Source organism: Paenibacillus sp. GM2FR, assembly GCF_002803325.1.
Classification (GTDB): Bacteria; Bacillota; Bacilli; order Paenibacillales; family Paenibacillaceae; genus Paenibacillus_AQ; species Paenibacillus_AQ lautus.
Genome location: NZ_MKZM01000008.1, coordinates 2,675,485 through 2,701,258, shown reverse-complemented (window position 1 = coordinate 2,701,258; position 25,774 = coordinate 2,675,485). Strand labels below are relative to the sequence as shown.

Below are 25,774 nucleotides of genomic sequence, written 5' to 3'. Positions count from 1 at the left end.
CATGAGTACGGCATTACTGCAGGAGCTTAACCAGGAGGTTAGGCGTTTATATATTGCCGGCAGCGAACTCGCGGCAGGCGACTTCCGCCTCAAGAGGCTGCTGCCGCAGTTTCAGCAGCTCGGAGAGCGCGCTCCCGTGTTCAAGAGATTGGGTGAAGGGATCAGCGCTTTAATGGAACCGGAATCCGGGAAGGAGACCCAGTCGGCACAGCTGCTTCAGGATTTGAACCAGCTGCTGAGCTCCGTGCTGCATACCCAAGGAACGACAGCCCCTGAGGGAGAGCTCCACCCGGTAGACCATCATCCGGTTTCACTATCATCCCATTTATCCTTCCGCAAGCTTTCCGCTGTACAGACCGCGTTGACTACAACGGGCGGCGGCCGTTACGAGATCATAGAAGAAGCATGGAAGGAAGGCTTGTTCCGGGATTTCCGTCTGGTATATCTTGCAATTGAAGCTTTGAATGACCCCTATGTCGAGATTGGAGAGCTGGCAGCCAATGAGATCTTGCCAGCGTATGGCCCGGAAATCGTTCCATTTCTGCTGGAAAGCTTTAATCCGGAGGGCGGAAAGCCGGAGTCGCGGAAGCTGAAGGTGATGGCGCAAACCGGCGGCAAGGAAATAGCAGAGCTGATTCGACAAGCGGCCGAGACCGGCAGCGATGAGGTGCGGTGCATGGCGATCAAACTGCTTGCCCGCTACGAAGAGTATGAGGCTGATCTGATGGAATGGAGCAAGAGCAAGAAGAAGGTGATCCGCGAGGCGGCTTATGACGCACTTGCCGAGATGGGTTCGGATCAAGCCTTGGAGCGATTGTATGAAGCCGCTCAAGGAAAAGACAAAGAGCTGGTTAACCCTGCCCTGGGCAAATGCCGTTCCGCCTTGTTGACGGATTGGCTTGTACGAGACATGTCCGCCGAGCTTCAAGCGGTTTCCGAATTTCCGGATGACAAGTCAAAGCTGGAGGAGAGCTGGAGCAAGGTGAAGCGCTGCTTGTGGGCCCTGCACGATAAACAAAGTCCGGCGCTCGAGGAGCTGTACCGGAACGTGCTTCAGCAGTATTCCTTATATATCAAATCTTTGGGCTGGACATACCTTATGAATGAAGCGGTCATTTACATGAATCGCGTGGATTCCGAGGAAGCCAGGGAACTGCTTCGCCAAAACGCGGAGAATGATTTGGAGCAATACAGACATGGCAGCTCTTATGTCCGCGAAGTATTCCAAAAAGCCGCTCGCGTGCTCCCGCCGGACCGCGTATATGAACAATACAAGGACGTTATGTTAGAAGGCTTCTCCTCCTCGTCACTTGGCAACGCGGCCAAAGAACGAAAAAGGCTTTTGGACACCCTGTCAGATATGGTCATCCATAGGCAGTATAAACCTTATGAGGAAGTTATGCCGTTTACGGGGAAGGAGAGCTATACGTATTACGTGGAAATGCTTCCGCAGGAGCAGCTGCAAGCAAGCTGGGATGACAGATGGCTTGAGCTGTTTATCGAGCAGGATGAGCTTGCGCTGGTGAGCGCTTTCGCCCGCCGGGGACACCACGAAGCCGAGTCGTATTTGCTGGCGAAGCTGAAGAATTCACCGGAATTCCGCAATCGGTTTGCCAATTTGATCATTATGGGGCTTGTACGTTCCGGCATGAAGGATGAAGCGTTATTTGAAGCTATTGTGGTCGCAATGGAGGATAAGCGCAATCAGGACTGCTATATGATTGAACCTTTTATATTTAAGCAGCTTTGCCGATTACCGGAAGGCTATTATGACCGCGTTCAAGCGGTGCTGGGCAACTATCGGGACAGCGCCGAAGATCAGCTTCGTTACATCCTTCGGATGATGAAGGAACAAGAAATTTAAAGGAGTGAAAAGCCCATGGCAGCAGGACAAGAGCAATTACAAGATATCATGCGGCAGCCGGCGGAAATACTGTTCCGTCACGAGCTGGAAGCACTGCGTAAGGAGGATTCCGGGAACATTCCTGCCGGATGGCAGATGTCGCCTCAATCCGTACTCAAATTCATCGTCGGCGGCAAGGCGGGCCAAACGGAAATCACGCCTAAATATATCGGGAACAAGCGGTTGATCGAGATGGCGGTTGCTACCTTGGTAACCGACCGTGCCCTGTTATTAATCGGGGAACCAGGCACGGCCAAATCCTGGCTGTCCGAAAATCTGGCGGCAGCGATCTACGGAAACTCCGGTCTGGTCGTTCAGGGAACGGCCGGAACGAGTGAAGAGCACGTCCGGTATTCCTGGAACTATGCCATGCTGCTCGCTCAAGGCCCTACACCCGAAGCGCTGGTGCAGAGTCCGATCATGCGGGCGATGGAAGCGGGAGGGATCGCCCGGTTCGAAGAGATTTCCCGCTGTGCCTCGGAGGTACAGGATGCACTCATCTCCATTTTGTCCGAAAAGACAATATCGGTGCCTGAGCTCGGAAAAGAAATGAACGCCCGAAAAGGCTTTTCTATTATCGCTACTGCAAATACAAGAGACCGCGGGGTCAATGAGATGTCAACAGCGCTCAAGCGCCGTTTCAATATTATCGTTCTTCCTGCTCCAGCGGATCTGAGTACCGAAATCGAAATCGTGAAGAAACGGGTGTCCGAGATTGCCTCCTCTTATGATCTGCAGGCTGCTGCTCCCGCAGATGAAGCACTGCTCAAGGTCGTGACGATTTTTCGAGAGCTGCGCAGCGGCATGACCCTGGATAAAAAGGAAAAGGTGAAGTCTCCGGCCGGGGTGATCTCGACGGCTGAAGCGATTTCGCTCCTGACGAACAGCATGGCGCTGGCAGCGAGCTTTGGCAGCGGTGAGCTGACGGATGAGGATTTGGCGGCGGGACTCCAAGGGGCGATTGTAAAGGATGATGATAAAGACCGGCTCGTATGGAAGGAATATCTTGATAATATCATGAAGAAACGCGGAGCGCAGTGGCGTGGCTTATATAACGCATGCAAGGAGATCAACCAGTGAATGCTGCCGGTATACATGTTTTTGGAGTTCGGCATTTGTCGCCCGCCGGTGCGAAGCATGTACTGGATTTTCTGGATGAGATCAATCCTACGGCGGTGCTCATCGAAGGGCCGTCGGATGCAAGCGGGGAAATACGGCATCTGACCCAGGCAACAACAAAGCCGCCGGTTGCTATATTGGCGTTTACCGAAGAACTGCCCGTACGAACGGTTCTGTGGCCTTTTGCGGTATATTCCCCGGAATATCAGGCCATGAGATGGGCGCAGAAGCACGGAGCTTATGCCGCATTTATCGATCTGCCCTCATCTGCTGCCGTCTGTCTGCAGGAGCTGCGCCGCAGCTCGGACGGTGAAGCGGGTGGGGAAGATCTTGAAGGCGAGGATCATGGATCCAGCTCGGGGGCAGCCGAGCCGGTGGACGAGAGCCAGCCGGACGAAAAATCCGTATATGAGCGGATTGCCGAGCTTGCCGGCGAATATGATTATGATATGTACTGGGAGCGGAGTTACGAACATAATCTGAGCGAAGGCTCTTACCGGCAATCCATATCGGCTTTTTCCGTGCAGATGCGAGAGCTGTCGGAGGAGAAAGAGCACCGTGAGGATACTGTGGAATACGCCTACAATGCCGTCCGGGAGTCGTATATGCGCCGTCAGATTGTTGAAGCGATTGCGGCAGGGCATGACCCCGAGCGCATTGTAGTCATTTGCGGGGCTTACCATGCCTCCGCGCTTAGCGATTTGTCCGGCCCGATGAGCGACGAGGAATTGAATCAGCTTCCTAACCGGATAACCAAGCTGACGCTGATGCCTTATTCCTACTATAAGCTGTCGTCCATTTCCGGTTATGGTGCCGGGAATATCGCTCCCCATTATTTTGAGATGATGTGGGAACGAATGCAGCAGGGCGCGCTAGCGGAATTGCCGCATCATTATTTATCCATGGTCGCGGGCTCGATGAGAAAGAATGGTACCCACCGCTCCACGGCGGAGGTGATCGAAGCCGTCCGGTTGGCGGAGTCGCTCGCAGCGCTCCATGGTGGCGGTCTCCCGACACTGCGGGATTTACGGGATGCGGCCCAGACGCTGCTTGGGCGCGGCGATCTTTCCGTCGTAGCAGAGGAGCTTGCACGAGTGGAGATCGGCACGGCGATCGGCGAGCTGGCCGAAGGCGTCAGCCAGACACCGATCCAGGACGACCTGAACCGCCAGCTGAAAAGGTTGAAGCTTGAGAAGTATAAATCGGTTGTGGCCAACGATTTAATATTGGATTTGCGCGAGAACCGGAGGGTAACCTCGAAAGAGTCCGCGTATCTCGATTTGAACCGGTCCTTTTTGTTTCACCGCTTGAAGCTGTTGGGGATTGACTTTGTTAAGGCCAGACCCAGCGGGCAGGAGCAAGGGGCGTGGGCGGAGCACTGGGTTGTGAAATGGACGCCTGAGGTTGAAATTCAGGTTGTCGAATCGACGCTGCTGGGAGAGACGGTAGAGGTAGCCGCTGCTTATAGGCTCCAGCAGAAGCTGGCGGGCTGCAGCTCGATTGACGAAGCCTCTTCGCTCATCCGGAGCGCATATGAATGCGGGATGATTCAACAGATGGAAGCAGGTCGGCTGACCCTGCAAAAGCTTGCTGTGGACAGCCGCGATGTCGTACAGATTGCGGCAGCTTCCCGGGAGTTATCGGTTCTGATCCGCTACGGCGGGATCAGGCGGATGAATACAGAGCCGTTAGTACCGCTGCTGCAGCAGCTCTTTATGCGCGCTTGTTTGTTTTTGCTCGATGGCAGCCAGTGCAGCGACGAGGTATCAGGCTCGATGATAACTGCCTTGAATGAACTGAACAGTGTCGCCATGGAGCACGCGGAGCAGGTGGACGAGGAACTTTGGCTGCAAGAACTCGGGCATTTGTCTGAGAGGGATGACTTGAACGCCCGGTTGTCAGGATATGCGTGTGCGGTATTGATGGAGCGGAATGCGATTTCCGCCCGGCAGTGTGCCGAAGAAGTATCTCGCAGACTATCGCCCGGCATTCCGGCCGATTTGGGTGCTGGATGGTTTGAAGGCTTATCGATGCGGAACCGGTATGCCCTTCTCTCGCGGTTGAGCCTGTGGGAGCAGCTGAATGAATACATCCAATCCCTGGAGGATGATGAATTCACTCGTGCGCTTGTTTTTCTGCGTCGGGCGTTCAGCAGCTTTTCGGCGAAGGAGAAGACCATGATTGCCGAGCTGCTTGGCGAGCTATGGGGCGTGAATGCAGAGCAGGCTGCCGAGGTTTTGACCGGTGACCTGAAGGAGGAAGAAGCGAAGATGATCGATGATTTGAATGATTTTGACTTTGAGGATTTTTAGGCGATGAGCTGCATAACGGAACCAAACCAAATATCGCGTTGGCGGCTCATTCTGGGCCAGTCGGCTGAACCTCAGCTAGCGGGCTATAGCGCCGGGGGAAGCATACAGCTGTCGGAGGAAGAAATGATTATGGACCGTGCGCTCGCCGCGATTTATGATAATACGGACGGCGGGGCGGAAGCTGGAAGTGCGTCCGCGGGGCAGCGGGCAGCCGGGCAAGGAAAGTCGGCTCCCCGGCTCGCGCAGTGGCTGGGTGATGTCCGCTCCTTTTTTCCGGAGGACGTGGTGTCCATTATCCAGAATGATGCCATGGAACGAAAGGGATGGAAGCAGCTGCTGTTTGAACCGGAGGTCTTGGCTACGGTCAAGCCGGATATACAGCTGGTTGGCACGCTGCTGTCCCTGAAAGGCAAGATTCCCGAGAAAACCAAGGATACGGCACGCCTGCTGGTGAAGGCGGTTGTGGACGAGCTTGTCCAGCGCCTGCAGGATGATATTCGCAGGGCAGTGACTGGTGCCTTGAACCGCAGGCAGCATACACCGCTTCCTTCGCTCAGCGGTATTGACTGGAAGCGGACGATACAGCGAAATCTGAAAAATTATGATGCGGACCGCAAGCAGATCATTCCGGAGCGTTTTTATTATTTTGACAGAGTAAGACGCAGCAAAGAATGGACCGTCATCGTGGATATCGACCAGAGCGGTTCCATGGCGGAATCCGTGATCTGGGCTTCGGTCATTGGATCCATATTTGCAAGCATACCTTCGCTCGACACCCGTGTGGTTGTATTCGATACGGAAGTCGTTGACTTGACGGAGCAGTGTGCCAATGATCCGGTGGATATGTTATTCGGCATCCAGCTTGGCGGCGGAACGGATATTCATAAATCCGTTGCGTATTGCGAGCAATTTATTGAAGAACCGAAAAAGACTCTGTTTATCATCATTTCGGATCTGTACGAGGGCGGCAATCAAGCCGGGCTGATCCGGCGAATGCGTGAATTACGGGAAGCGGGAGTCAAGACGATGTGTCTCCTCGCATTATCCGACGAGGGAAAACCGTTCTATGATGAGCAGGTAGCCAGGTCACTGTCGAGAGACGGAACACCTTGCTTTGCATGCACTCCTGCGCTTCTTCCGCAGCTGGTGGAAGGAGCCCTTAAAGGGCAGGATTTGGCGGAACTTGCGAAGCGGTTAGGCACCAAGGGGATTTAAACCGGAAGCTTAAATAAGAGCTTCATGGATGGCTAATTAAACCATAAAAACCCGAATGACTGTAAAATAATACACTTAAAAAGACCTCACGGACGATCCTGTAAACAACGGATGATCCGTGAGGTCTTCTACTTATTGTTGGTTCTCGGAACTATGACCAGCGTTTGGTTGCTGCTGCTGTTTAAACACCTCGGCTGCTTCTTCGGCAGAGATCTCGGTGTCAAATTCACCTGGAATCGGCATTTTGTTCAATTTTGTGGTTTGTACTTCTGCTTTTGTCGGTTCGTTACGGTTATGGTTTTGTTGGCTCATGTGGGTGGCACCTCCTTATTAAAGTACGACTTCTGTATTTTGCCAACCATTCCCTAAAATTATGCAGATAACAGCATGGACGCTTGGTAGGATCCGTACAGAGCCAGCTGTTCTGATTCTATCGACCAAAAATTTAACTTCATATTCAACGGATGCCCGTTTCTCTGCTATCATAGGAATAATCATTCAATGATTGACGACAATCAGCAGTCCATATGGAACGGAGAATGTCCTATGAGTAAGTCTTATTCGTTCTTCCCTTTAGGGGATTCGGCTGTTCTCATTCAATTCGAAGACATCGTGAGCGAGAAGGTACATCGCCTGGTTACAGCTATGGCGAGGCGATTGGAGAAGAACCCTTTTCAAGGCTGGATCGAATGCATCCCTTCGTATACGAGCTTAGCGGTTTACTATGATTATGATAAGATCGGCAAACCAGACGGATTCGATACGGTGTTTGCTTATGTCTGCTCGATGCTGGATGAGCGGATGGAGGAGGAAGCTGGGGAGAAGGACATCACAAAATATGAGGTTGTTGACATTCCGGTTTGTTACGGGGGCGACTATGGACCGGATCTTGACGAAGTCGCTCAGAAGAACCGCCTTTCTCCCATGGATGTCATCCGTATTCATTCCGGGCAGGATTACTTAATCTACGCCATCGGATTTGCGCCCGGCTTCCCCTATGTCGGAGGTATCCCGGAGCAAATTGCGACACCGAGGAAACAGACTCCAAGGCTGCTTATACCGGCTGGATCAGTAGGAATCGCCGGCACGCAAACCGGCATTTATCCGATCGAAACGCCGGGCGGGTGGCAGATTATCGGCCGGACGCCGCTCGCTTTATTTCGTCCCGAAGCTGAGCCTCCAACGCTGTTGAAGAGCGGGCAATATATCCGGTTTCGGCCTATTCAAGCGGAGGAATACGAACAGATAAGGGAAGTGGGTCTATGAGTATAACCGTTATAAAGCCGGGACTTCTTGTTACTCTTCAGGATGCGGGAAGACGGGGTTACGGCAGATACGGTATTATAATGGCAGGAGCCATGGATAACTACGCTTATCGGATCGTCAATCGACTTGTTGGCAATGAGGATGAACGGGCCGTTCTGGAAATTACATGGTCAGGATTCGCGGTTGAATTTCATAGCGATCGGTGGGTCGCCATTACAGGCGGAGATCTATCGCCATCGATCGAAGGCGTGAAGGTTCCTATGTGGCGTCCCGTGCTGATCAAAGCGGGCCGTGTTCTGCGCTTTCAACAGCCGGTAACGGGCTGTCGCGCTTATATGGCCGTATCGGGCGGATTTGATGTCTGCCAGGTAATGGGAAGCAGCAGTACGTATTTAAGGGCCGGAATCGGCGGGCATGAAGGGAGACCGTTGAAGAAAGGGGATACGCTGCATGCCCATCCTTCTCGGCTTCCCCTGGTTTCGTCTAAACGATATCTTGATGATTACGGCGGTTTCCTCACCGTAAAATGGGCCGTCTCTGCTGAAGGGTATCCTGGTCCAGGACAGGAGGCGGTGATACGCGTGCTGAAAGGGCGTCAATATGATGACTTTGACGAAGGCAGCAAGCAGGCGCTGCTCGGAGAACGGTTCACCGTAACTCCGCAATCGGACCGTATGGGCTACCGATTGTCCGGCCCGTTGCTTCAATTAAGCCATGCAAAAGAATATATATCCGAGCCGGTAGCCCTTGGAACGGTGCAGGTACCTGCAGATGGCCAGCCCATCATTCTAATGGCGGATCGGCAGACGCTTGGAGGCTATCCCAAAATCGCACAAGTGGCGACCATCGATATTTCGCTGATCGCTCAGCTGTCGCCTGGGGCGGCCATTCGCTTTGCGGAAATATCCTTGGCAGACGCAGAACAGCTTTATACGGCTCACGTTCGAGAGCTTCGAATGTTGGAAACCATGATCAAGCTTAAATTAAAGGAGTGGTGAGTCAGCATGGTTCGTGTGGACCTGAACTGCGATATGGGAGAGAGCTACGGTGCTTACAGGTTAGGCAATGATACGGAGCTTCTTCGCAGTATAACTTCGGCCAACATTGCTTGCGGATTTCATGCAGGCGATCCGGCGGTCATGAGGGCAACGGTCCGTCAGGCTATCGCAAACGGTACCGCGATCGGTGCGCATCCGGGCTTGCCTGATCTGGCCGGCTTCGGAAGAAGAAGAATGGAGATTACGCCTGCCGAAGCTTATGATATGGTAACCTATCAGGTTGGAGCCTTGATGGCTTTTGCGATACAGGAAGGGTCCGGACTGCAGCATGTAAAACCTCATGGTGCTCTGTATAATATGGCAGCGACCTCCAGACCCCTTGCGGATGCGATTGCATCCGCAATCAAGCATATCGATCCGACGCTCATTCTGTATGGGTTGGCAGGCAGCGAGTTAATCGCGGCGGGGGAGAGGGCAGGGCTTCGCACAGCAAGCGAAGTGTTTGCGGATCGTACCTACCGGGATGACGGCACCCTCACGCCGAGAAATCAGCTGGATGCCATCATAACCGATCCCGAAGCTGCGGTCACGCAAGTCGTGCGGATGGTGAAAGAAAGAGTGGTAGTTACCCTGAACGGCAAGGTGATCCCCATTACTGCAGATACCGTATGCATTCATGGAGATGGCGCGCACGCATCGCTGTTCGCCAGCACCTTGCGATCACGGCTTGAAGCTGAAGGTGTAAGCATTCAAGCGCTGCTATAATAAAAGTCAGGATGCTAATTACGTGATCCGGCAGCTTACATAAACGAGTACAGGAGATATGACAGATGTTAAAAATATTAATTTCAGGGTTTGAACCTTTTGGCGGAAGTTCTATCAATCCAACCGAAAAACTGGTTAAGGAGATCAAGCACGACGACTTCCCCGGTGCAGAAATCAGAACGCTGCTTCTTCCCGTGCATTACGATGAGTGTGCGGACATTCTGCTGCAAGAGATGAAGGCATACGAACCCGATGCGGTCATTGCCTGCGGCGTAGCGGGTGGACGAACCGCCATTACACCGGAGAGGATCGCCATTAATATCAAGGACATACCGCCGGAATCGACGATTTCGGATAATCGGGGTGCAAGACCTCAAGATGAGCCCATAGACGCTGACGGACCGGACGGACTATTCTCGACCCTCCCAATCCGTTTGATGGTCAACCGACTGAAGGAAGCTGGAATTCCTGCTTCGGTTTCCAATACTGCTGGAACGTATATTTGCAATAATACGATGTATGCGGTTTTGAACGAAATTCGCCTTCAGCAAAGTTCTGCCATAGGCGGCTTTGTGCATTTTCCGGCATCGACGGAGATGGCCGTGGAGAAGCCGGCCTTGCCGACCTTATCCCATGAAACGATGTTGAATGGCCTGCGGATCATCGTGCAGGCAACGATGGATGAATTGAATGGACGAGCTTAAGTTACTGTCACTCATTCATTGGTAATATCCATTCGGATATACCAACGATAACGGCTCAACAAAAATCCCGCAGCTTCCCACCATGAGAACAAAACATGGTGGGGTTGCGGGATTTCTATGATTTCATATGGTCATTCATCGACCTCATCTTCGATCACCGGGACGCAAGGGGAGAGAAACGAATCGCGTTGTTCCCGTAGTTGTCCCCGTGCCAGCACCTGAACCCGGAACTCGTTGTCATAACCCTCCAGATTCTCATCATCTCGGGTATACAGAAGACCGTATGAGCCGGGAGCGATTTCGCCAATCAATTGGTACAGCGCTACGATCTCGGCAGCCTCAGCTCCCTTGCGGTTCGTAAAACCTCCGACATGAAGGTAATAGGAGCCGTTAGCCGCATTTAAGGATAGCAAGCCGCTGCCCCATGCAAACTCGGTCATCTTAAGCTGTATTTTCTGAATGATCATGTCAAGCTGCCCGGCATCCGCTTCGGCAGGATTCTCCTGGATGGTAGCCCAGCCGTGAAATTCATACATGAATGTTCACTCCTTGTCGTTATAATGGATCGGTATCAATATGGACTTCTATACCATATCTTTGGCTGTATTCATGTAATTTGTCAATGACGGATTGGGCAGGCTCCCCTTCAAAATGATAGTAGACCTTTCTGCCGGTTTGCTCCGCTGCTTCAAAGGTCGCTTTCATTTGATCACGGACCTTTTTGTTAACCTGTTGCAATGCCGGCTTGGTCTGGGCAATATATTCATCGCTAACGGCGTCGAATTCCCGCCCGATGGGGTCGGAATCAAACTTCATTCTCGATTCTCCGCCAAGTCGCTCCGCAAGCGCATCGGCGGCAGCATCCGGTTTGTTAACCTTCTGCAGTTCTCCGGAATATCTCGGCACCTCTTGCGGTGTGTCGTTTGGTTCGTCAGACTTTTCATCATCGGGTTTGTCTTTTGGCTTTTCTTCCTCCGGCTTTTCGTTGTCAGGCTTATCTGGATTCGGCTTATCTTCATCAGGTTTATTCTCATGGTCACCATCTGGCTTCCTCGGATTCTCTTCCGGTTGTTCATTCGTACCGTCAGGCTTTGGATCGCGAGTTCCGCCAGTTGGAGTATCCGGCTCAGCGCGCGTTTTCAAGCCGACTTTTTCGGCGAGTGTATCCAGCCACCTCCTGGCTCGTGGGCCCAGCTTATTGGACAGCCAAGATATCCCTTTACCGACTGGAATACGGCTGAGGATAACGGCTAACACGGCAGCGGCCGCATTTTGTGGGGATAGCAGCTTCTTCGGGTCACGGATGTATCCGGCAATCTCGTGTCCGCCACCGGCAATGCCGGCACCGGTCAAGGCAATACCAAGCGCAGGCCAGAAGCTGACAAATAGCAGGGAAAGGGCAAAAGCTCCCAATATGAGACCCGCTTGTTCCCAGCCGCTAAGCCGATCCCACCAGTTTTGAAGAGAGTCGAATAAGCACGCGAAACAAGAGGAGTCGCCAGCTATCATCGAAGCGCCGATACTGGACAGAATCCCGGCAGCAAGTATGAGGATGCCGATGACTCCCAGAACAGCGGTATACTTTCTTACATTTTCCTGGACCTGATCCCTTTGGCCTGCTGCTTCGAGATTGCCATACAATAACGAATATCCGAGCTCGCGTCGTTCTCGGTAGAATCCGATCAGGTAACCGAGGCGTTTCCGGTCTGTAAAGAGAGCCCGCGTCATCTGCCAACATTCCGTTAATGGATTGATGAGAGCCTCACCCTTCAGAACCGGGAGACGGTCACGAATTCGATGCAGATCGAAATAATCGATGAACAACCCTGCAACCAGCAGGATGAGGAAGAAGCCTTCGGTTCGGTAGCCCTCACCGGTCCATTCATGAAGAGTAAGTACCCACTCCGGCAGCCGATTCTGTCCATTCCAGGCCGCATGATTCAGGATAGCCCAGAGCAGAAGGACAGCCGGAAATGCATAGACCCAGCGTGTCAGACGTTTGGCGTACCGAAATGCAATGCCGATTCCAAGCGCGATCATGGCACTATGTACAGGATGCGTAACATTCATCATGGTCGGAATAAAGCTTTCCTCAAAGTAGCCCGGAAACCAATCGAAGAACTCCCAGTGGAGCGTTTTGCCGCCGAGAAAAGACACCCCGTAATTGCTTTGGACCAAGCGTCTTGACAGCTCCTCCATAAATTGAAAGCCAATGCCGGGAGCAGCCCCTAATAATATATAATCGCTCAGGCTTAACGTCGTGGCTCTTCTTGAAAAAAATAAATACAATGCCAGCGGCAGCAGCTTGTAGATTTCCTCTACGACCGGTGTCATGACGGCGAATGACCATGTGTCGGTCGTCCGTCCTCCAAAAATCAAATGAAGTCCCTGCATGGTCCCGTTAGTCAAGGGAATGACCAAAAGAACCCCTGAGAGTACAAACAAGCTGACCTGCTTCCAGGTAACGGTTTTGCTCCGGCTTAGCAGCCAAAATTGCAGTAGTACATAGAAAGACCACAAATATTGCACAAGCATGGTCCGCGACTCTTCGATCAGAACCAGACTTATAACGAGCACCAGCAGGGAAAGCCAGGAAAATAAGTGATACACCTTGGCAATCAAAGGGTACCTCCCAATCCATTCCTTCCAAACCCGATATATCCCCTCGATCGTGTCCCTGATTCTCGTCCGAATGACCGCAATAGACGATGTAATCGAATCCACCCCCCGCTGAATGAACCACTATCTTACGAATCGCTCCCTATAGACAGTTTGCTAGATATTTACACAAATGGTCCTCATAGTGAAACATTTCTTTGATCAGCATATGCGGCTCGAAGGGGAGGTAGTGCTGTTCATAAAATAAAACTCCTCTGGCAGCCGGCGGAAGATCCGGTTAACCAGAGGAGAGGGTTCATTATTGATATTTTACGACGATGGCATTGCTGATCTGACGGCCTGGCGTCGTTAAGTAAGAGCCGTTATAATACAATCCGCTGGAAGCCCCGCCATCTAGATTCATTGCTTGATAGGCACCTGCCTGCTTCATCATTTCAGCCAGTTGAGGAATGGTAGCGCCGCCTGTCGTTAACATAATCAGCTTATGATCCTTCGTGATACCCAGTGCGCTTCGTGCGCCGCCGCCCGTTAGTATCTTCGGATCCTTGAATCCTTCCTTCTTGACGTCCAGCGTCACCTTGCCATTGGTCAACAGACGCGGACCCGCCTGAAGTGCCCCTTCCATACGGCCTGCATCATATACGGATTTGAAGTCGAGTCCTGGCATCATCGTCGCCAGATTATTGCTGTCATAGGTGAAGATCGTCCGGTTATCTCCCGAGGCCTTGTGAAAAATATTGCCTTTGCTGACCAAATAACCGTACGGTGCTCTGTACGCTCCTGAAGTATAGGCGTCAAAGAACGTTCCGTTAATGGCAACTACGGCGTTGCTGCGCTTTGCTATGCTCCGCAAGTCTTCGACTTTCCCTGCTTTATTGCCTGCCAAAACAACGTCCAGTTCCACCTTCGGATGGAGCAGCGAAACGGTGACGACCTGTGCGCTGAAGGAACGGGAGCCCACTTTAAATGTTTTTCTGGCCGACGTCACGGCCTTGGATGAACGGGTCATCATGTTCCCCGAAAGAACGGGGAGGGTGTTTGACACGCTGCCGTCCGTAATGTTCAGGGTGGATCTGTTATTGCTCCAGGACAGCTTAAGCCCAAGATGCTGGCTGACAAATTGCAGCGGTACATAAGTAGAGCCGTTCTCGGAAAACGGGGCTGCTTTAGCCTGAACCTTTTTTCCGTTTATATAGGCATTCCGACTGCCCAGATATAGCGTGAGAGCAGTATCTTCACGGGTGATGTTGAGTTTCTTCTCTGCAGCTGTATAAGCTACCTTTACACCGTCATAGGTCTTGAGTACCCCGACCGAGATGAAGGACTGGCTGTTCTTGTCCACGTAGGCCAAATTTTTGGGGGCGGATGCGGCATAAAGCGGTGTCATGACCGTCAGCATGGCCAGTACAACGATTGCAATGATTCTTTTCATGTTTTCTCTCAAGCTCCTTTGTCTCTTTATCTGTATTGGGCGTAGAATATGTGCCTATATTTTATCGGCTTGCAGGGACTATTTATTTAGGACTAAAGTCCAGTATCTCTCTTGTTTTTGTAAAAAAATCCCGAGAACCCATTGACAAGGAGCTTCATCTCCTATATGGTTAATTACATGAGTAACTAACCAATTATGTAACGAGGTTATAAACGAAAGTTGGTGAGGTAAATGGCATTTCAGATTGATGACAGCAGACCGATATTCATGCAAATTGCCGACAAAATTGAAGATGACATCATCGAAGCACGACTGCCTGAGGAAACGCAGGTTCCATCAACGAATCAGTTTGCAGCCTTTTACCAGATCAATCCGGCTACAGCTGCCAAAGGGGTTAATCTGCTGGTCGATCAAGGAATTTTGTACAAGAAACGGGGGATTGGCATGTTTGTAGCTTCTGGAGCTCGTGAACTGCTGATGGAGAAGCGCAAGACGGAATTTTATGAACAGTACGTGGTCGCCATGGTTAAGGAAGCGGCCAAACTTGGGATTACCAAAGATCAATTATCGGAAATGATCCGCAGGGGGGAGCAAGACTGATGAGCCAAACCGTGATCGAAGTCAAGAATTTGAGCAAGGCATACAAGGATGCGACGGCTGTCGATAATGTGAGCTTTACCATCGAGGCGAATAAGATCTATGGATTGCTGGGCAGGAACGGCGCGGGCAAAACGACCATCATGCAGATGATAACGGCGCAGCTGTTTCCGAGCCAAGGGGAGATTCGCGTATTCGGAGAGCATCCATACGAAAATCAGAAGGTGATCCGGCAGGTATGCTTCATTAAGGAAGGCCAGAAATATCCGGATATCTTTACGGTCAAGGACGTTATGGGAATTGCAGCTAACGTTTATCCGAATTGGGATGCGGCATATGCAAACAAACTGATCGAGGTATTCCGGCTGCCAATGAAACGACTCGTAAAGAGATTGTCCCGCGGCATGCTCTCATCGGTAGGCATCATCGTCGGACTCGCCAGCCGGGCACCGATCACGATCTTTGATGAGCCTTATCTTGGACTCGACGCCGTGGCAAGAGAGCTGTTCTATGATCATCTGATTGAGGATTACACGAATCATCCGCGCACGATTATTCTGTCCACGCATTTGATTGATGAGGTTAGCAGATTGCTGGAGCATATCATCGTTATCGATTCCGGCCGAATTTTGCTTGACGATGCCACGGATGACCTGCGGGGACGTGCGTTTAAGATCGTCGGTCCTTCCGAAACGGTTGAATCGTTTATCCAAGGGCAGGAAGTGATAAATCGGGAATCGTTCGCTTCCATGTTGTCCGTCACGGTGATGGGAAGTGCGACTACGAGGTTGCATAAAGAGGCGGAGGAATTGGGCTTGGAAACAACCCCCGTTTCCCTTCAACAATTGATCGTATATTTAACTAAGCGCGAAAAGGTGGGGATCCAACCATGAACGGAATTCCTGGCGTAATCCATATTTATTCGAGACAGAAACTATCCTGGTTTTATTTGCCCTGGGCCATCACGGCATTCAGCTTTCTGATCAACTACATTATCAGCGTATTGGTTGATGGTGAAGCGTTCTATGCCGGGGGATTGGCAACGATCTTTATCTATGTGTTTATCGCGGCTCTGGTATCGGTGCTGCAGCTGTTTCCCTTCTCCCTCGGATTCAGCATTCGAAGAACGGACTTCTATCTGGGCTCTGTTCTGATGGTGGTATCGTACAGCGTCTTTACGTCGATTATATTATTAGTTTTAGCCGAAATTGAACGCATTACGGGTTCTTGGGGAGACCGGATATCGTTCTTCAACCTGCCGTATTTGAATGACGGCACGCTGTTAGAACAATTCATCATTTATTTCATATTGCTTCTTACATTTGCCTTTATTGGGATAGGAATCGGCGTCTTCTATCTTCGTAATCGCGGCATCAAGACCTTTGTCATGCTTGCGGCCTATTTCATTCTATTGTCGGTGGTCAGCGTACTGATCACCCAATACGGCCGGTGGGGGCAAGTGATTGACTGGGTTGTGAAACGTACTGCCTTTGAATTGTCCCTGTGGCTCATTCCCATCTCGGTTATCATCGCACTCGTCAGTTACCGCTCGATTCGCAAAAGCTCGGTGTAAGGCAAAAAGACGTCCGATTACTCGGACGTCTCAGATTGTCGAAGAAACCCTGTCCTTTTTCAAAGGACAGGGTTTCTCACATTTCAAATGGTCACTTCAAAGGGGGGGATGGGGGGCTGGAATTGAAAAAGATGTAGAGAGTAGAACTCCTGCCAAAAAAGTGTTAGCAATTTTTATTTTGTCATTTTTTATACTCCATTCACGTTTTCTTTTTTTTGAAGAAATCGAACAAATCGAATTTGATCACAAAATCAAAAAGAGAGGTAATCACAACAGCTCCAAGTGGAATCAATGAGTATACCCATAGCGGATTATTTGGAGCTTCACCAGGGTGGGCATCAGTTAAAATCTCAAAAAGGACAATGCAATATATTATGGCCAATACAATACCTGTTTTATTTCTATTTTTCATAGCTGTTTTCCACCTCAAGTTCAAGAAATTCAAATCCCATTTGATAGATTTTTCAAACGTTTAAACTGCCACTTATTATTAGTAACAACTCGATTGGGTAATTAGTTACGAAATAAAACAATATAAATAGAACTAATACAATAATTCAAATAAATAAAAACGGTACATTAATGCGGCGTCGTGTTGAATTGAATGTACAAAAAATAGCTATCGAGACTTTCTCAACAGCCGGAGACGTCCGATTACTCGGACGTCTTTTTGTTGTGCTTCTGTTTGTTTAACATCTTCGCTCCCGCAAGCGTGGTGCCCAGCGGAAACGAGAAGTACGGGTGTTTGGATATGCCGATTTGTTGGGAGGTGTAAATGCCGGAGTGCCCGGAGAATAGGTAGCTGATAACGCAGGCCATAAACATATAAACGGCACCTTCCCCGCCGAACAGTTCGATTCCCATGATAAAACAAGCAATTGGCGTGTTCGTCGCTCCGCAGAAGACGGCAATAAATCCTAGTGCGGCCAGGAACGGTGCGTATAATTCGATCCATCCCGACAACGCGTTGCCAAGCGTTGCCCCGATGGCAAACAAGGGGGTAACTTCTCCGCCCTGAAACCCTGCTCCGAGCGTCAGCGAGGTAAAGAGGATTTTGCCGAGAAAGGCGAGAGGCGATACTTCGCCTGTGAAGGAGGCTTCGATCAGGGGGAGGCCCAGCCCCAAATAATCGCGTGTCCCAAGCAGATAAACCAGTCCAATGATGATGATGCCGCCGACAGCGCTTTTGATCATCGGATTCCGGAAGAAATAGCTGTACCACCGTTTCAAGGAATGGGTTAGCTCACTGAATAGTCGGCTTGTCAGACCAAAGAGTATCGAGGCCAGAATCACCTTTAGGATCACTATGAAACTCAAAGCCGGAATGTCTCCAATCGGATAATGCAGATGGCTGACCCCCCACAGAGAGGTGGCGGTCAGGTTCCCGACCAAGCTGGCTACGAATGCTGGCAATAGTGCTTGATGCGAGATCAGTCCGATGGCAAGCACTTCAAGTCCAAACAGGGTTCCCGCTAGCGGCGTGCCGAAAATGGATCCGAAGCCGCCGCTAATTCCGCAGATAAGCAGGATTTTTCGATACGCCGGCGTTACGCGGATTAGCTTACCGAACCACTCCGATAAGCATCCTCCCATCTGAACGGCAGTGCCCTCGCGTCCTGCGGAGCCTCCGAACAGATGCGTGATTAATGTTCCGATTAGAACTAAAGGCGCCATTCGCAATGGAATGGATTCCGCACCGCCATGGATTTGTTCAAGGATGAGGTTATTCCCTTTGGTACTGCTCTTGCCAAACTTGTAATATAGGTAGCTGACCACGGCGCCTCCCAAGGGAAGGAAGAACAGCAGCCAAGGGTTCTCCATGCGAAGGGAGGTTACATCGTCCAGACTGTAAAGAAAGAAGGCGGAGGCACTGCCCGTCATCAATCCAACGAAGCTTCCCAGAACGATCCATTTGATGAAGTAACCGGACAACAAGGCGTAGGGCCATTTTTCGGTACCTTCAAGCCATTTTTTAATCATGCAAATTCACCCGTTTCTATGTATTCGCCGCTGACCCTTCAATATACAAACAGACTCCTACCAGGAAAGCGACCTCTGGTAGGAGTCATTAGCTATCGAAGCGGTTATGGCGAACTCCATCGCCTCATTCAATTAGCATTTATTGTAATGGAATAGAGGTTTCTGTGTCAATGGCACAATCCATCGGGAGCGAGCTTTTTGTTGAGCCAAAAGAGGTATGCTTTAATTTGGAGAAAAGTGCTTGACTTGGACATGGACTTTTTTCAGGTAAGAAATTCAAGATGTCCATGGACGCAGGAAAGAGCTTTATTTTATCATTACAGATGATAATGAGAATCAATATCAAAGTATTGAGGAGAAAATGATGTCATCAAACACGTCCAATCCAAGTCTTACAGATTCCAAGACCCACGTTAAACTCAAGGGGCGACCATGGGCTGCGACCCTGATTCTCACCGGAGGCGTGGCAGCGCTGGTGCTTGGCATAGCTTTATCGATATCACTCGGGGCGGCCGAGATTGATCTGCGAAAGGTATGGGAGGCGGTGTTCTTCTTTAATCCCGATGTGACGGAGCATCAGATTATACAGGAGCTGCGCTTGCCGCGGGTCCTCGGTGGTGCGATGGTGGGCGCTTGCTTTGCGGTATCGGGCGCGATCATGCAGGGGATGACCCGGAATCCGCTCGCTGATTCAGGTTTGCTCGGATTAAATGCGGGAGCGGGTTTTGCCATTGCCCTCTGCTTTTCATTTTTTCCGGGGCTGCCTTATATGTACCTGATTCTGTTCTCATTCCTTGGGGCAGGATTAGGTGCGGTCCTCGTGTATGGTGTCAGTTCCATGGCAAAAGGCGGTCTGACACCGGTACGTCTTGTTCTGGCTGGTGCTGCGCTTAGTGCTCTGTTAAGTGCGCTGAGCGAAGGCATCGCATTGTATTTTCAGGTCGGACAGGACATGGCATTCTGGTATGCCGGCGGAACGGCGGGGATTAAGTGGGTCCATCTGAAGATTATGCTGCCGTGGATCGCCGCTGCTATATTGGGAGCTATTGCGTTGTCACGCTCCATTACCATGCTTAGCCTCGGCGATGAAATTGCCCGCGGGCTCGGACAGCGAACAGGACTCGTCAAGCTGGCCGGAACGGTTATCGTGCTGGTGCTGGCTGGCGCTGCCGTCTCGGTTGTCGGTGCGGTAGGCTTTGTCGGTCTCATGATTCCGCACGTCACGCGCAAGCTGGTCGGCGTGGATTACCGGCTCATCATTCCTTGCTCGGCAGTACTTGGGAGCTTGCTGGTCGTCATTGCCGACCTTGCGGCAAGAATGGTGAACCCCCCTTACGAGACACCGGTGGGCGCGATCATCGCGTTGATCGGGGTGCCCTTCTTCCTCTACTTGGCACGCAAAGAAAGGAGGGAACTGTGAATGGAAGCTGTTACCAATAATATGCATGAACGAAAAGGCAGGAAGCGCAGGTTCATGACATTGTTTGTCCTGGTTGCATTAATCATTCTGGTCTTTCTGATCAGTATGAACACGGGGGTGATCCGTTTATCGCCGTTTGAGGTCATAAAAACCCTGTTTGGCAGCGGGACGGACAAGCAGGAACTGGTGCTGTTTGAATTCCGTTTGCCGCGGATCGTGATTTCAATTCTTATTGGTGCCGGGTTAGCGATATCGGGCTGCGTCATGCAGGGGATTTCCCGTAATGAGCTGGCGGATCCCGGAATCTTGGGGATTAATGCGGGAGCTGGCTTGATGGTGATGCTGTTTATTTCATTTTTCCCGAGCACGACGGCGGCCCCGGTCTATTTACTGCCGGTTCTTGCACTGATTGGGGCAAGCTTAACCGCTGCCTTAATATGCGTGCTGGCCTATAAGAAGAATCAGGGCTTTAAGCCGACAGGGCTGCTCTTAACGGGGATTGCCGTTGCGGCTGGCATTAGTGCGGCTATGATCGTGCTAACGCTGCGCTTGAGTCCTGAAAAATACCAGTTTGTTGCCACTTGGCTAGCAGGAAGCATCTGGGGTTCCAGCTGGAAGTTCGTCCTGGCTTTGCTCCCATGGATACTTGTGCTGCTGCCCTTCGTCATGTACAAAGCGCAGGTGATGAACGTTCTCAATCTTGGAGAATCGATGGCAACCGGACTCGGTGCTTCCGTCACTAGGGAGCAACTGAAGCTGCTGGCTGCGGCGGTTGGCTTAGCAGCCTCCTGCGTCGCGGTAAGCGGCGGAATTGGATTTGTCGGACTTATCGCGCCCCACCTGTCCAGGCGCTTGGTCGGTGCGAAGCATCAGATGCTGCTGCCGGTAACAGCGCTGGTCGGTGCATTGCTGGTCATCACGGCCGATACCCTTGGACGTTGGATCATACAACCTTCAGAGATTCCGACGGGGATCGTGGTTGCGGTAATTGGCGCTCCCTATTTCCTCTACCTGCTATCCAGGTCGAGAGCTTAAAAGGGAAGGACTTGCTCATTTCTATAACGGAATTACGGATTAAGGAGGTCCTTATGCTGCGTCGATTTTTTTCCTACTACAAGCCTTATAAAGGGCTGTTCATATTGGATTTTTGCTGCGCGATCTTTGCAGCTTTGCTGGAATTGATATTCCCGGTTGCTGTCAACCGCGTGATAGACGACCTGCTGCCGAGCGGCAACTGGAAGTGGATCTTGTACGCTTGTCTGGGTCTTCTCGGCATTTATGTTGTCAGTTCTTTCTTACATTACGTGGTCACCTATTGGGGGCATAAACTCGGCATCAACATTGAGACGGATATGCGCAAAAAGCTGTTTGATCGGGTGCAGAAGCAATCCTTCCGTTTTTTTGACAATAACAAGACGGGGCATCTAGTCTCGCGGATGACAAACGACCTGATGGATATCGGGGAAATTGCCCACCACGGTCCGGAAGATCTGTTCATTGCCCTTATGACGCTTGCCGGAGCCTTGGGCATCATGCTCGGGATTAATTGGCAGCTTGCCGTAATGACGTTTGTGATCGTTCCATTGATGATTTATTTATCGCTGTATTTCAGCGGAAAAATGTCGGCAGCGTTCAAGCGCATGTTCTCCGATATTGCCGATTACAACGCACGTGTGGAGAACAACGTCAGCGGTATCCGCGTGGTTCAGGCCTTTTCGAATGAGGAGCATGAAATGACGCGTTTTGCTGAGAACAACAACCGCTTCCGCGTGACAAAGCTGATTGCCTACCGCATTATGGCTTGGAATTCTTCGATCAGCTTTATCCTGATGAAATTCATTTCCCTGTTCGTTTTGGTGTGCGGTACTTGGTTCGTGATCGAAGGCCGGATGACCAACGGGGAATTTATCGCTTTTGTTATGCTGTCCAATGTGTTCCTGGGTCCGATTAAACAGATCAATGCGGTCATTGAGATGTATCCGAAGGGAATCGCCGGCTTTAAGCGTTATTTGGAGCTGCTTGAGAGCGAACCGGACGTTGCGGATACGCCGGATGCAAAGCCGGTTAACCATCTGCGGGGAGACATTGCCTTTGACGGGGTATCCTTCGGGTACGAGAACAAAGATCAAGTGCTGCAGAATGTCAGTTTGTCCATCCGAGCAGGTGAAACCGTTGCGCTTGTGGGTCCTTCCGGAGCAGGCAAGACAACGTTGTGCTCTTTGCTGCCTCGTTTCTATGACATTGAAGCCGGGCGGATAACGATTGACGGGATCGATATCCGAGACATGACGCTGCAATCCCTTCGTTCCCATATTGGCATCGTGCAGCAGGATGTTTTCCTGTTTGACGGCAGCATCCGCGAAAATATTGCCTACGGCCGGCTCAACGCTGCAGAGAGCGACATGATGGAAGCCGTGAGCCGTGCCCAGCTTGAGGAGCTGGTTGCTTCGCTTCCGGATGGGCTGGACACCTTAATCGGCGAGAGAGGCGTTAAGCTGTCCGGCGGACAGAAACAGCGCCTGTCGATCGCCCGGATGTTCCTCAAGAACCCGCCGATTCTTATTCTGGATGAAGCGACGTCTGCATTGGATGCGGAGACCGAAGCGGCGATTCAGCAGGCGCTGGCCGAACTGTCGGAGGGACGTACGACCCTGGTGATTGCACACCGGCTCGCAACGATCAAGAATGCAGACCGCATTGTGGTTGTTGCAGACAAAGGCATTGCCGAACAAGGAATCCATGAGGATCTGCTCGCGGCGCACGGCATATACAGCCGATTACATCGAGCTCAATTCGGAGCTTAAATCCAGCCATCATTTTATTAGGAGGATAAAACATGTTCAAGTCTAAAATACGTGTCATGCTCTCCACGCTTGTCTTATGCTCGATCGTTATTTCGGGATGCAGCGGGAATGGAAATACCGCGAATAATGGGGGCTCTGCCGGTGAAACCGCTGCGGGCACGGACAAGCCTCAGACTGAGGCCTCAGCGCCCACGACTAGAAAGGTGGATACGATTAACGGAGAAATCGAAATTCCGGCCGCTCCCGAGCGAATTGTAGTTGATGCCTACCTGCCAACTCTGCTGCTGCTCGGAGAAAAGCCGGTCGGCGCGACAGCGACGGATCTCGAGAACGTCCATATTCAAGACATGATTGAGGGCATAGAGAACACGGGGGAAAGCGCTCCGGAAAAGATTGTGGAATTGAACCCCGACCTGATTATCAGCGCTAACTCGGACCCGGAATTATACGAGAAATTGTCCAAAATCGCACCGACGGTCATTCTCCCTTATGAAACCTATCGAAGCGTGCACGAAGAAGTGGAGGGATTGGGGGCTATTCTAGGCAAAGAAGAAGAAGCGAAGGAGTGGCTAGCTGATTTTGATGAGAAAATAGAAGGACTGCGCGCGAAAGTGAATGGTGTGGTTGAAGAGGGAGAGACGTTCTCGATCTTTGGCGCATTCGGCAAAACCTTCTATCTGTACGGTGACGGCATTTATCGCGGGGGCTTGGCGATCTACAAGGAGCTTCAGCTAACACCTCCGGCAACGATTCAAAAAGAATTGATTGATGCCAACGTGACATACAAAGAGGTCTCCCTGGAAGTGCTCAACGATTATGCAGGCGATTATATCTTCTTTGATGAGTCTAACGGTGCCGAGATGGATAAGAAGGATAAGGTATGGACATCGATTGAGGCGGTGAAGCAGGATCGAGTGTTTTATCTGGATGCCAAGCGGTTCTGGCCGTTTGATCCCATTGCTGTCCTGGCCCAGGCCGAGGAAGTGACGGAAATGATCGTCAGCCAAAAAGAGAAGGAGGACACGAAATAACCAGCGGTATCGGTGATCCCCGATAGATTGCTGGGCGATTTCGAATATGCTTGGAAGAGATGGTTTATACGAAAAGGGCAAGGTCCGCAATCACGGACCTTGCCCTTTTTTGCATCAGGATCGCTTATCAATCAGGTTTAGCGTGCATCTGTGGTTGTAGGCTCTTCCGAGACTTTCAGTTTATCATTCAGAATACTATCTTCAAGCACGCTGAATTTGTCCCCATATACTTTCGTGATATGTTTTTCTCCCCATGCACAGAGCATATCCAGAATTCCGCTCAAACTCATGCCGTAATCGCTCAACTCATATTCCACTTTGGGCGGCACTTGATTATGAATAATGCGATTGATCACGCCATCATCCTCGAGCTCCCGCAGCTGCTGGGTCAACATTTTTTGCGTGATATGCGGCATGAGACGCTTCAGTTCATTGGTTCGTTTACGGCCATGGGTCAGGTGACACAGAATGACGCATTTCCACTTGCCTCCGATCACTTCCAATGTCGCTTCGACGGCGATGTTGTATTTCTTTGCTTGCATAGTCATCCTCCTATTTCTATAGGCACTAAAAAGTGCCTAGGGTACTGTCAGGTACCTACATTACAAAAAAGTACGTTCTTCACACAAAAAACGATATAGATCATAATAGCATTTGCCAGCTGGATTACACCATACTCAATATTTTTACAATATACAAGCAAGAGAATAGGATAGGGGGAAATATCAACACCATGATGATAGATAAAAGAAGAAGTTTATTTGCGCTGCTGGCGCTTGCCGTTAGTGCCTTCGCTATCGGAACAACGGAATTTATCAGCGTAGGGCTGCTGCCGTTGATTGCGGAGGATATGAATATATCCGTAACGACGGCCGGATTAACCGTTTCGATGTATGCGCTGGGCGTTACCTTTGGGGCGCCAATCCTAACATCGCTAACGTCCAGGATGTCCAGAAAAACGTTGCTGCTCTGGATTATGATCATTTTTATCATCGGTAATAGCTTGGCGGCCAGCGCAGCTTCCATTGGTATTCTGCTTGCCGCACGCGTGCTTTCGGCCTTTTCCCATGGCGTATTCATGTCGATCGGTTCGATCATCGCCGCAAGCGTGGTGCCTGAGAACCGCAGGGCATCGGCGATTTCCATTATGTTTACGGGCCTGACGGTAGCTACGGTCACCGGCGTTCCGCTTGGAACGTTTATCGGTCAGCAGTGGGGCTGGAGACTTGCTTTTGTTGCGATTGTTGTGGTCGGCCTTGTTTCGCTGATTGCAAATAGTATCCTGGTCCCATCGGACTTGCCAAAAGGAGAACGCACTTCATTCCGTGATCAGGCTAAACTGCTGACGAATGGCAGACTACTGCTCATGCTCCTGATTACGGCCCTCGGTTATGGCGGCACCTTTGTGGTCTTCACTTATTTATCCCCATTGCTGCAGGATATAACAGGCTTCAAGGATAATACGGTGGCCATTATCCTCCTTGTATACGGGATCGCCATTGCGGTCGGGAATGTGATCGGCGGTAAGGCAGCCAATCGCAACCCGCTTAAAGCACTATTCTATATGTTCATCGCCCAAGCGTTGGTGCTGTTCACGCTTACGTTTACCGCACCGTTTCAAGTAGCGGGACTCATCACGATTATTCTCATGGGATTTCTGGCTTTCATGAATGTGCCGGGTTTGCAGGTTTATGTCGTAATGCTGGCTGAGCGGTTTGCACCCGGAGCCGTGAATATGGCGTCCGCGCTGAACATTGCCGCATTTAATGCAGGCATCGCCATCGGGGCTTTTCTGGGCGGCTTGATCACGAATTCCATGGGCCTGATTCATACGGCATGGATCGGAGCGCTCATGGTAGTAGGTGCCTTCGTCCTTACGGGATGGAGCTTGAAGCTGGAACGGAAGAACTCGGAGAAGCCGGATAAGCAAGCGGCCTGAATGCCTGAGTGATTATTTTATGATGAAGGGAGGTGATGTCTAAGCGTTTTATCGGAGATACTTCATTATAGGTTAATTTAATCACAACCAAAAAAAT

Annotated in this window: 23 protein-coding genes and 1 riboswitch; of the genes, 16 read left to right on the top strand and 7 right to left on the bottom strand. The window is 51.0% G+C overall.

From position 1 onward, the window contains the following. Position 1: 1 nt before the first annotated feature. From PAEVO_RS12135 to PAEVO_RS12120, 4 genes are read left to right on the top strand one after another with little or no spacing between them, the layout of a single operon-like run. Complete coding sequence (locus PAEVO_RS12135; RefSeq protein ID WP_100537775.1) at positions 2 to 1,864, top strand: HEAT repeat domain-containing protein; 1,863 nt, start codon at positions 2 to 4, stop codon at positions 1,862 to 1,864. A 15-nt stretch (positions 1,865 to 1,879) separates the two neighbouring features. After that, entirely contained in the window at positions 1,880 to 2,983 is a 1,104-nt protein-coding gene (locus PAEVO_RS12130) for an ATP-binding protein (protein ID WP_100537774.1), read from the top strand. After that, the gene (locus PAEVO_RS12125) at positions 2,962 to 5,334 is read left to right on the top strand and encodes a DUF5682 family protein (protein WP_207797472.1); all 2,373 of its coding nucleotides are present in this window, start codon (positions 2,962 to 2,964) and stop codon (positions 5,332 to 5,334) included. The genes PAEVO_RS12130 and PAEVO_RS12125 overlap by 22 nt, the downstream gene beginning before the upstream one ends. A 3-nt stretch (positions 5,335 to 5,337) precedes the next feature. Next, the gene (locus tag PAEVO_RS12120; protein WP_100537772.1) at positions 5,338 to 6,549 is read left to right on the top strand and encodes a VWA domain-containing protein; all 1,212 of its coding nucleotides are present in this window, start codon (positions 5,338 to 5,340) and stop codon (positions 6,547 to 6,549) included. A 132-nt stretch (positions 6,550 to 6,681) separates the two neighbouring features. Here PAEVO_RS12120 and PAEVO_RS12115 read toward each other — a convergent pair whose 3' ends face one another. Next, positions 6,682 to 6,861 carry a hypothetical protein gene (locus PAEVO_RS12115; RefSeq protein WP_100537771.1) on the bottom strand — a complete coding sequence of 60 codons (180 nt, stop codon included), beginning with the start codon at positions 6,859 to 6,861 and terminating at the stop codon, positions 6,682 to 6,684. A 234-nt stretch (positions 6,862 to 7,095) separates the two neighbouring features. Between PAEVO_RS12115 and pxpB the strand changes: the two genes are divergently transcribed. From pxpB to PAEVO_RS12095, 4 genes are all read left to right on the top strand, one after another. Next, positions 7,096 to 7,815 (top strand): 5-oxoprolinase subunit PxpB, encoded by a 720-nt coding sequence (gene pxpB, locus PAEVO_RS12110; protein WP_100539436.1) that lies wholly within the window; start codon positions 7,096 to 7,098, stop codon positions 7,813 to 7,815. Beyond that, positions 7,812 to 8,813 carry a 5-oxoprolinase subunit C family protein gene (locus PAEVO_RS12105; protein ID WP_100537770.1) on the top strand — a complete coding sequence of 334 codons (1,002 nt, stop codon included), beginning with the start codon at positions 7,812 to 7,814 and terminating at the stop codon, positions 8,811 to 8,813. Before pxpB ends, PAEVO_RS12105 begins: the two co-directional genes overlap by 4 nt. Positions 8,814 to 8,819: 6 nt before the next feature. Beyond that, on the top strand, positions 8,820 to 9,578 hold the full coding sequence (locus tag PAEVO_RS12100) for a LamB/YcsF family protein (RefSeq protein WP_100537769.1): 759 nt from the start codon (positions 8,820 to 8,822) through the stop codon (positions 9,576 to 9,578). Between the two features lie 65 nt (positions 9,579 to 9,643). Further along, positions 9,644 to 10,282 carry a pyroglutamyl-peptidase I gene (locus tag PAEVO_RS12095; protein WP_100537768.1) on the top strand — a complete coding sequence of 213 codons (639 nt, stop codon included), beginning with the start codon at positions 9,644 to 9,646 and terminating at the stop codon, positions 10,280 to 10,282. Positions 10,283 to 10,413: 131 nt separating this feature from the next. Here the strand turns inward: PAEVO_RS12095 and PAEVO_RS12090 are convergent, their stop codons facing one another. The 3 genes from PAEVO_RS12090 to PAEVO_RS12080 form a co-directional block, all read right to left on the bottom strand. After that, positions 10,414 to 10,818 (bottom strand): immunity 7 family protein, encoded by a 405-nt coding sequence (locus PAEVO_RS12090; protein WP_100537767.1) that lies wholly within the window; start codon positions 10,816 to 10,818, stop codon positions 10,414 to 10,416. 19 nt (positions 10,819 to 10,837) lie between these two features. Continuing rightward, complete coding sequence (locus PAEVO_RS12085; protein ID WP_243390750.1) at positions 10,838 to 13,006, bottom strand: restriction endonuclease fold toxin; 2,169 nt, start codon at positions 13,004 to 13,006, stop codon at positions 10,838 to 10,840. Positions 13,007 to 13,199: 193 nt separating this feature from the next. After that, positions 13,200 to 14,333: a phosphodiester glycosidase family protein gene (locus PAEVO_RS12080; protein WP_100537766.1), complete on the bottom strand. Its 1,134-nt coding sequence runs from the start codon at positions 14,331 to 14,333 to the stop codon at positions 13,200 to 13,202. Positions 14,334 to 14,564: 231 nt separating this feature from the next. On the opposite strand from PAEVO_RS12080, the gene PAEVO_RS12075 reads away from it, so the two are divergent. From PAEVO_RS12075 to PAEVO_RS12065, 3 genes are read left to right on the top strand one after another with little or no spacing between them, the layout of a single operon-like run. Beyond that, positions 14,565 to 14,933, top strand: a complete 369-nt coding sequence (locus PAEVO_RS12075; RefSeq protein WP_009591066.1) for a GntR family transcriptional regulator — start codon at positions 14,565 to 14,567, stop codon at positions 14,931 to 14,933. Next, on the top strand, positions 14,933 to 15,823 hold the full coding sequence (locus tag PAEVO_RS12070; RefSeq protein WP_100537765.1) for an ABC transporter ATP-binding protein: 891 nt from the start codon (positions 14,933 to 14,935) through the stop codon (positions 15,821 to 15,823). The genes PAEVO_RS12075 and PAEVO_RS12070 overlap by 1 nt, the downstream gene beginning before the upstream one ends. Continuing rightward, positions 15,820 to 16,503: a hypothetical protein gene (locus PAEVO_RS12065; RefSeq protein ID WP_100537764.1), complete on the top strand. Its 684-nt coding sequence runs from the start codon at positions 15,820 to 15,822 to the stop codon at positions 16,501 to 16,503. The genes PAEVO_RS12070 and PAEVO_RS12065 overlap by 4 nt, the downstream gene beginning before the upstream one ends. A gap of 199 nt (positions 16,504 to 16,702) precedes the next feature. On the opposite strand, the gene PAEVO_RS12060 is transcribed toward PAEVO_RS12065, so the two are convergent. Both PAEVO_RS12060 and PAEVO_RS12055 read right to left on the bottom strand, forming a co-directional pair. Further along, on the bottom strand, positions 16,703 to 16,915 hold the full coding sequence (locus tag PAEVO_RS12060; protein WP_100537763.1) for a hypothetical protein: 213 nt from the start codon (positions 16,913 to 16,915) through the stop codon (positions 16,703 to 16,705). Positions 16,916 to 17,157: 242 nt separating this feature from the next. Next, entirely contained in the window at positions 17,158 to 18,483 is a 1,326-nt protein-coding gene (locus PAEVO_RS12055; protein WP_100537762.1) for a voltage-gated chloride channel family protein, read from the bottom strand. 72 nt (positions 18,484 to 18,555) lie between these two features. Continuing rightward, positions 18,556 to 18,616: riboswitch (Fluoride riboswitch) on the bottom strand. A gap of 231 nt (positions 18,617 to 18,847) precedes the next feature. Between PAEVO_RS12055 and PAEVO_RS12050 the strand changes: the two genes are divergently transcribed. Genes PAEVO_RS12050 through PAEVO_RS12035 form a run of 4 tightly spaced genes read left to right on the top strand, consistent with a single transcriptional unit; the run spans position 18,848 to position 23,738 of the window. Further along, a complete protein-coding gene (locus PAEVO_RS12050) occupies positions 18,848 to 19,903 on the top strand; it encodes a FecCD family ABC transporter permease (RefSeq protein ID WP_100537761.1) in 1,056 nt (351 codons plus the stop codon). Then, the gene (locus tag PAEVO_RS12045; protein WP_100537760.1) at positions 19,904 to 20,938 is read left to right on the top strand and encodes a FecCD family ABC transporter permease; all 1,035 of its coding nucleotides are present in this window, start codon (positions 19,904 to 19,906) and stop codon (positions 20,936 to 20,938) included. A gap of 53 nt (positions 20,939 to 20,991) precedes the next feature. Continuing rightward, the gene (locus tag PAEVO_RS12040; protein ID WP_100537759.1) at positions 20,992 to 22,707 is read left to right on the top strand and encodes an ABC transporter ATP-binding protein; all 1,716 of its coding nucleotides are present in this window, start codon (positions 20,992 to 20,994) and stop codon (positions 22,705 to 22,707) included. Positions 22,708 to 22,739: 32 nt separating this feature from the next. Further along, on the top strand, positions 22,740 to 23,738 hold the full coding sequence (locus PAEVO_RS12035; protein WP_100537758.1) for an ABC transporter substrate-binding protein: 999 nt from the start codon (positions 22,740 to 22,742) through the stop codon (positions 23,736 to 23,738). Positions 23,739 to 23,875: 137 nt separating this feature from the next. Here the strand turns inward: PAEVO_RS12035 and PAEVO_RS12030 are convergent, their stop codons facing one another. After that, complete coding sequence (locus PAEVO_RS12030) at positions 23,876 to 24,280, bottom strand: winged helix-turn-helix transcriptional regulator (RefSeq protein ID WP_100537757.1); 405 nt, start codon at positions 24,278 to 24,280, stop codon at positions 23,876 to 23,878. 191 nt (positions 24,281 to 24,471) lie between these two features. Here PAEVO_RS12030 and PAEVO_RS12025 point away from each other — a divergent pair, with 191 nt between their 5' ends. Beyond that, the gene (locus tag PAEVO_RS12025; protein ID WP_100537756.1) at positions 24,472 to 25,677 is read left to right on the top strand and encodes an MFS transporter; all 1,206 of its coding nucleotides are present in this window, start codon (positions 24,472 to 24,474) and stop codon (positions 25,675 to 25,677) included. Positions 25,678 to 25,774: the final 97 nt, after the last annotated feature.

Bases quoted from the DNA above. Each gene is read 5' to 3' on its own strand.
- PAEVO_RS12065 (WP_100537764.1), top strand. From the start codon at position 15,820: ATGAACGGAATTCCTGGCGTAATCCATATTTATTCGAGACAGAAACTA.
- PAEVO_RS12070 (WP_100537765.1), top strand. From the start codon at position 14,933: ATGAGCCAAACCGTGATCGAAGTCAAGAATTTGAGCAAGGCATACAAG.
- PAEVO_RS12045 (WP_100537760.1), top strand. From the start codon at position 19,904: ATGGAAGCTGTTACCAATAATATGCATGAACGAAAAGGCAGGAAGCGC.
- PAEVO_RS12100 (WP_100537769.1), top strand. From the start codon at position 8,820: ATGGTTCGTGTGGACCTGAACTGCGATATGGGAGAGAGCTACGGTGCT.
- PAEVO_RS12035 (WP_100537758.1), top strand. From the start codon at position 22,740: ATGTTCAAGTCTAAAATACGTGTCATGCTCTCCACGCTTGTCTTATGC.
- PAEVO_RS12130 (WP_100537774.1), top strand. From the start codon at position 1,880: ATGGCAGCAGGACAAGAGCAATTACAAGATATCATGCGGCAGCCGGCG.
- PAEVO_RS12055 (WP_100537762.1), bottom strand. From the start codon at position 18,483: ATGATTAAAAAATGGCTTGAAGGTACCGAAAAATGGCCCTACGCCTTG.
- PAEVO_RS12075 (WP_009591066.1), top strand. From the start codon at position 14,565: ATGGCATTTCAGATTGATGACAGCAGACCGATATTCATGCAAATTGCC.
- PAEVO_RS12125 (WP_207797472.1), top strand. From the start codon at position 2,962: ATGCAAGGAGATCAACCAGTGAATGCTGCCGGTATACATGTTTTTGGA.
- PAEVO_RS12040 (WP_100537759.1), top strand. From the start codon at position 20,992: ATGCTGCGTCGATTTTTTTCCTACTACAAGCCTTATAAAGGGCTGTTC.
- PAEVO_RS12095 (WP_100537768.1), top strand. From the start codon at position 9,644: ATGTTAAAAATATTAATTTCAGGGTTTGAACCTTTTGGCGGAAGTTCT.
- PAEVO_RS12120 (WP_100537772.1), top strand. From the start codon at position 5,338: ATGAGCTGCATAACGGAACCAAACCAAATATCGCGTTGGCGGCTCATT.
- PAEVO_RS12135 (WP_100537775.1), top strand. From the start codon at position 2: ATGAGTACGGCATTACTGCAGGAGCTTAACCAGGAGGTTAGGCGTTTA.
- pxpB (WP_100539436.1), top strand. From the start codon at position 7,096: ATGAGTAAGTCTTATTCGTTCTTCCCTTTAGGGGATTCGGCTGTTCTC.
- PAEVO_RS12030 (WP_100537757.1), bottom strand. From the start codon at position 24,280: ATGCAAGCAAAGAAATACAACATCGCCGTCGAAGCGACATTGGAAGTG.
- PAEVO_RS12080 (WP_100537766.1), bottom strand. From the start codon at position 14,333: ATGAAAAGAATCATTGCAATCGTTGTACTGGCCATGCTGACGGTCATG.
- PAEVO_RS12060 (WP_100537763.1), bottom strand. From the start codon at position 16,915: ATGAAAAATAGAAATAAAACAGGTATTGTATTGGCCATAATATATTGC.
- PAEVO_RS12090 (WP_100537767.1), bottom strand. From the start codon at position 10,818: ATGTATGAATTTCACGGCTGGGCTACCATCCAGGAGAATCCTGCCGAA.
- PAEVO_RS12025 (WP_100537756.1), top strand. From the start codon at position 24,472: ATGATGATAGATAAAAGAAGAAGTTTATTTGCGCTGCTGGCGCTTGCC.
- PAEVO_RS12050 (WP_100537761.1), top strand. From the start codon at position 18,848: ATGTCATCAAACACGTCCAATCCAAGTCTTACAGATTCCAAGACCCAC.
- PAEVO_RS12115 (WP_100537771.1), bottom strand. From the start codon at position 6,861: ATGAGCCAACAAAACCATAACCGTAACGAACCGACAAAAGCAGAAGTA.
- PAEVO_RS12105 (WP_100537770.1), top strand. From the start codon at position 7,812: ATGAGTATAACCGTTATAAAGCCGGGACTTCTTGTTACTCTTCAGGAT.